The organism is Streptomyces sp. SID11385, from assembly GCF_010548245.1.
GTDB lineage: Bacteria > Actinomycetota > Actinomycetes > Streptomycetales > Streptomycetaceae > Streptomyces.
Genome location: NZ_JAAGLR010000696.1, coordinates 1 through 5,677, shown reverse-complemented (window position 1 = coordinate 5,677; position 5,677 = coordinate 1). Strand labels below are relative to the sequence as shown.

Genomic DNA, 5,677 nt, shown 5'->3' with positions numbered 1-5,677 from the left:
GTCGGCGGCGCGGGCCTCGGCGAGCCACGGCGAGGGCTCGCCCGCGCGGGCGGCGGCGCGCTCGGCGTCGAAGCGCAGCACGGTGCGGACCATGGCGTGGCGCTCGGCCGCGCCGAGTTCGGCGACGGGCACGAGGAGCCCGAAGCGGTCGAGGAGTTGGGGACGCAGGCCGCCCTCCTCGGGGTTCATGGTGCCGCACAGGCCGAAGGAGACCGCGCTGACATCGTTCCTGCCCTCGCGCTGCACGCTGAGCACGCCGGTCGCCGCCGCGTCGAGTATGAGGTTGACGATGTGGTCGTCGAGGAGATTGACCTCGTCGATGTAGAGGAGGCCGCGTTCGCCGGCCTCGGCGAGCAGTCCCGGCTGCTTGCTCGCCCGGCTGCGCAGCAGCGCGTCCAGTTCCCAGCCGCCGAGGACACGGTCGTCGGTGGCGTTGATGGGGAGCGTGACCGGAAGCAGGCCCTCGGTCATGAGGCCGAAGGCGCGGACGACGGTGGACTTGGCGGTACCGCGCTGGCCGCTGAGCAGCACACCGCGGATCGCGGGTTCCACGTACTGGAGTTCCAGGGCCAGTTTCGCGTCCTCCTGCCCGACGACGAGGCTGTACGGGAGTATTCCCGCCCCGGGCTCGCGCGGGGCGGGGGCTGCCGGGGGCTCCGGGGCGGGTGGCGCGGGGGGCTCCGGCTCGCGCCGCGCGGGGGACTCCGGCTCGCGCCGCGCGGGGCGCTCCGGGGCGGGCATCAGGGCGCTTCCGCCGTGGGCGGGGTGAGCGGGACGGGCGGTGCGGGCGTCCCCTCGCGGGCTTCTGCCCGGGCTGTCTCCTCGCCGGGCTCCGCGCCGGTGAGCGCGGGGGCGGTGCGGCCCGGGGCCCAGCGGAAGGTGAGCTGGAGCTGTGCCTCTGCGGTGGACTTGGCGAGGCCCACCGTGCCCCCGGCCTCGACGCGGATGGCGAGCTGGAGTTCGACCTCCTCCGGGCGCACCGCGCGGCCGAGCGCGTTGAAGCGGGCGGCGGCCTGGCGGGCACAGCGCTCGGCGAGGTCGAGTGCCTCGCCGTAGGAGTTGCGGACGACGGCGCCGACCCGTTCCGCGCCGTTCCCCCGCGCCCGTACGTCGTCCCACAGGGCGCCGTTCTCGCGCTGCCCGGGCACCCCGGTGTCGACGAAGATCGGGATGTCACCGTCCGGCGCACTCCCCTGCCCGGCCTCTTCCGCCATGCCCTCCCCCTCGCCCCGACCGTCGCACGTACCTCAACTTCATTATTCCGCACGGGAGTTGAATTTCACGCCCGTGCGGAAAAATGACGGGCCGACGAAGGCCGGGGCCCCGGGGGGCACCGTCCGCGCCCCGGGGCCCGCGTCGTGCTCCGTCAGGTCGTCTGCGGCTCGAAGTCCCAGAAGGGGCGCTGCCGGGAGCGGGCCGAGACGGTGTGGACGTGCTGCGGGCCGAGCGTCTGGGCGAGGTCGTCGAGCGCGGCCGACTCCTCCTTGTCGGCAGCCTCGCGCTTGCGCAGGGCGCGCAGGTCGGCGGCGTGCGCGATACGGGCGCTGAGGGTGAGCGGGTGGGTGCGGCCGAGGGACTCGGTGGCCTGCACCGCGGTCTTCGCCGTGAGGCGTTCCGCGCTCTCGACATCGCCGAGCACATTGCGGATCGCGGCGGTGTTGATGGCGCAGCCGAGGGACCACGGGTGCCAGGTGCCGACGGCGCGCTCCATCGTGGCGAGCGCCTCCTCGCTCATCTCCAGGGCCTGCTCGCGCTCGCCGAGGTTGCGCAGGATGAGGGCGAGGTTGCCGCGCACTCCGGCGGTGTAGGGGTGCGCGTCGCCGAGGGTCCTGCGGTACGAGAGGTCGACGCGCTCACCGGTCCTGCGCGCCTCGTCGATGTCCCCGTGCTCGCGGAGGTAGCAGCTGAGGCTCGCGAGGAAGAGGAGCGTCGTGGGGTGCCGGCCGCCGATGACGCGTTCGCAGCGTTCGACGATGGAAGCGAGCGCGACACCGGCCTCCTGCCGCTGCCCCTGGCGGTAGCGGCCCATGGCAAGCCCGAACTCGGCCCGCAGGGTCTGCGGATGGTCGCCGCCCATGACGAGCTGGTTCTCGCGGACGCTCATCTCCAGGTTGGAGCACGCCTCCTCGTTGCGGCCGAGCAGCCGCAGGTCGGTGGCGTAGGAGATCTCGGAGAAGAGCGTCCAGGGGTGGCGCCTGGCGAGCAGCCTGCGGCGGTCCTCCAGGATGCGCCGGTCGATCGCGAGGGCGCCCTCGTAGTCACCGAGGAGGCGCAGCGAGGCGGCCACGTTGTTCTGTGCGCTGAGGTAGCGGGAGTCCTCGGGGCCGACGAGTTCGCGGTAGGTGTCGGCGAGCCAGAGGGAGAGTTCCTTGGCCTCCTCGAAGCGGCCGAGCCCGCGCAGGTCGGCGGCGAGGCCACCGGCCGCGCGCAGGTGGTCGAGGTCCTCCTCGCCCTTGGTGCGGCGCAGGAACTCGACGGCGGGGCGCTCGATCCGCTCGGTGGGGCCGTACTCGCCGAGGGTGCGCAGCACGTTGGCGTAGTGGTGGGTGACGTCCCAGACCCTGGGGTGCTCGGGGCCGAGGACCTCGCGCCAGGTGTCCAGGGCGCGCTGCCCGAAGGTCCGCCCGGCGTCGTACTCGCCCGAGAGGTACATGTACCGCAGGCAGTTGAGGACGAGGCGCTGCACGTCGGCGTCCGTGCTGTGCAGGACGTCGGCGTACTTGAGGTGGGGGACGATCTCGGCGTAGCGGGGCCAGTTGCGGGTGTCGGTGGGGCGGCCGGGGTCGGCGAGCGCGAGGGCGCGCCGCACCGTGTCGGCGAGACCGACGCCCTCCTCCGCCGAGATGTCGCTGTGCACGATTTGATGGACCATTCGGTGCAGGTAGAGGGATTCTCCGGACTGGGCGTCCTCGGTGGCCCCTTCGTGGGACTCCAGGCGGACGACCGAGTACTGACGCAACTGGTTGACGGCCCTGTTCCAGCGGAGCGGGTCGTTCAGCAGGCCGACGAGCTGTTCCGGCACGCCCTTCGCGGGCAGGTCCCGCAGGAACCACACGGGGATGAGCCCGGGGGCGAAGTACGTGCACAGGCGCAGCAGGTCGATGGACTCGGGCACGGTGTCCCGCAGCCGGTTGAGCAGTATGCTCCACGCGGTCTGGAAGGCCGCGGGGAAGTCGGCGGAGACCTTGACGACGCTGGTGTCGCCGCCCTCCTCCAGCAGTTCGATGTACTGCTCGATGGAGATGTCCGAGTCGTTGAGCCAGCCGGCCGCCTGGTCGAGGACGAGCGGCATGTCGCCGAGGGCCTCGGCGAGCCGGTCGGCCTCCGCCTCGTCGAGGCGGGGCGCGCGGCGGCGGATGAAGGCGACGGACTCGTCGCGCGCGTAGACCGGCACGTCGAGCAGGCGGCTGTTGTGCTGGCTCCAGTCGGTGTTGCGGGAGCTGATCAGGACGTGCCCGGGCCCGGTCGGGAGCAGGTCCCAGACCTCCTCGGGCTCGTCGGCGCCGTCCACGACGATGAGCCACTTGGCGTACGGGTCGCCGCGCCGCAGCGCGTCGAGCGCGGCGCGCAGCCGCTCGCCGTACTCGTCGCCCGTGCGCAGGCCGAGCGCGGTGGAGAGTTCGGCGAGGCCGCGCCGGTAGGTGCCGCGGTTCTCCGCGCTGATCCACCACACGACGTCGTACTCGGAGCCGAAGCGGTAGACGTACTCGGCGGCGAGCTGCGTCTTGCCGACGCCCGACATGCCGTTGAGGGTCAGGACGCCCGCGCCCTCTCCGGCCTCGGAGAGGTAGTGGTACGCCTCGTTCAGGAGGGTCTCGCGGCCCGTGAAGCGGGTGTTGCGGCGCGGGACGGCGCCCCAGACCTCGGGGGTGTCGAGCGGGAAGCGGGGGCCCGGCGTCGCGTTGACGCGGGCGGGGAGGCGGTCGCTCGGCAGGCCGAGGGCGAGCAGGACGCGGCGCTCGGCCTCGCGCTCGCCGATCCCGGTCAGCTCGGAGGGGGCGAGCGCGGTGGTCGCGGTGGGCAGGGCGCCGCTCGCGACGCTCACCGCGGCGAAGCGCTCGCGGTGCGGCGGGACGACGTTGCGCAGCGCGGCGTTCCACTCGGGGGCGCTGCGGGGGCCGAGCTGGAAGTACCAGTCGCTGAGGATCAGGAGGATCTTGCCGGGGGCGAGCACCAGGTCGGCGAAGCTCGTCTCCAGGTTCTCGGTGACAGGAGGGTCCCAGCGCTGGAAGGACACCTGGTATCCGCGCAGGTTGAGGCGGTGGCCGATCCAGGCCGCCCAGGCGCGGTTGAAGCCGGCGAAGCTGATCGTGATCGGCTCCGCGGTCTGCGGCCGGCCGGCACCGCCGCTCGTGCCTGTCCCCGTTGTCATACGACACCCTCCCGGCTGCGTCCCGGCCCCGCGGCGCCGGGCCCTTCGCATGCCCCGCGATGATCGCACCGCGGGTGGTTCGATTCCACTCAACGTACCGTGCGGCGGCGCTTTTTCACGAGCCGTCAGGTACCTTCCCGGACGTCTTTCCCCGTGGTTCGCCCGAACGTGTGACCGGGGCCGCGGTCCCGCTCCCTGCGCCACGCCGCGCGCTTGGTGTCGACGTAGGCGCGGGCCCGCGCGAGGTGTCCGGGGGGCGGGGCGGTGCGGGACAGCTCGATGTGCACGGCGACCATCCCGTCGGCGAAGGCGCGGCCCTCGGGCGTGAGCGCCTCTGAGCCGACGAGCGGGGGCAGCGCGGCGGCCACCATCTCGTGGCAGCGGGCGTGCTCGGCCCAGGCGTGCTCGCGTTCGGGTCCCTCGGGGCCGCCGAGCGCGTACGCCTGCCACCAGTGGGCGAGGGCGAGGTGGCTGTAGACGCCCTGGAGGAGCCCGTCGAAGGGGCGCGGGTCGGGGCGCCAGGGGGCGAAGTAGACGGCGGCGGGGCCCGCCTCGTGGAGGTGGGTCAGTTCGCCGAGCGCGGAGAGCTTGGCGTGGCCGAGTTCGTGGACGAGGAGCGCGGCGAAGGCGACGGGGCTCGGCGGGGCGCTCGCGAGGACGACGCCGAAGGCGTCCTTGCGGGTCGCGCTGCAACTGCCCCCGGCGGGGTCGCCCGCGCGGCTCGTCGGGGTGCGCAGCGGGACGAGGGAGTGGAGCAGCTTCGTGGCCTCGGCGAGCCGGTGCGGTCCGCCGAGCGCGAGGAGCGGCGCGGTGCCCGTCCAGCTCTCGTACCAGGGTTTGCGGCTCGCGTCGTCGAGGGTGACGGGGTCGCTCAGGGAGTGGTGGCGCACTCCGGGCGCGGCGCGGTAGGGCCCGGTGTCGTCGAGCGGTACCGGGCGGGCGCCGGGCACGAGCGGGGGCAGGGCGTGCGGCGGGAGCCAGTCGGCGTCGGCCGACCAGGCGCTGTGCCCCGGGCGGGTGAAGACGGTGACGCGCCGTTCGCCGCGGGGCGTGAGGCGTATCGCGCCCTCGGTGTGCGCCGCCGCGACGCGCACGGGCCGGGTGTCCGCGACGCGCAGGGTGCCGATCCCGGGGAGGGCGAGGGCGCCGTCGTGGGCGGTGAGTTCCGTGGTGGCGGGGAGTCCCGCGCCGACGGCGGCGGCGAAGGCGAGGGCGCCGAAGTGCGCGAGGCCGAGGTCGCGGTCGCCGGGGGCGGGTTCGCGGGCGGTGATCGCGGCGAGGGTCTGGCGGGCCCAGGGGCCGGTG

At 74.1% G+C, this 5,677-nt stretch carries 4 protein-coding genes; all 4 read right to left on the bottom strand.

What is annotated here, in order from left to right; all coding sequences use genetic code 11:
* On the bottom strand, nucleotides 1-741 hold a 741-nt coding region (locus tag G3I42_RS21350), incomplete at its 3' end, for an AAA family ATPase (RefSeq protein WP_239096591.1).
* Entirely contained in the window at nucleotides 741-1,214 is a 474-nt protein-coding gene (locus G3I42_RS21345) for a CU044_2847 family protein (RefSeq protein ID WP_239096590.1), read from the bottom strand. The genes G3I42_RS21350 and G3I42_RS21345, both read right to left, overlap by 1 nt.
* Before the next feature lie 152 nt (nucleotides 1,215-1,366).
* A complete protein-coding gene (gene fxsT, locus G3I42_RS21340) occupies nucleotides 1,367-4,372 on the bottom strand; it encodes an FxSxx-COOH system tetratricopeptide repeat protein (protein ID WP_164288266.1) in 3,006 nt (1,001 codons plus the stop codon).
* A gap of 125 nt (nucleotides 4,373-4,497) precedes the next feature.
* Nucleotides 4,498-5,677: HEXXH motif-containing putative peptide modification protein (locus G3I42_RS21335; protein WP_164288264.1), on the bottom strand; the 1,180-nt coding region annotated here is incomplete at its 5' end.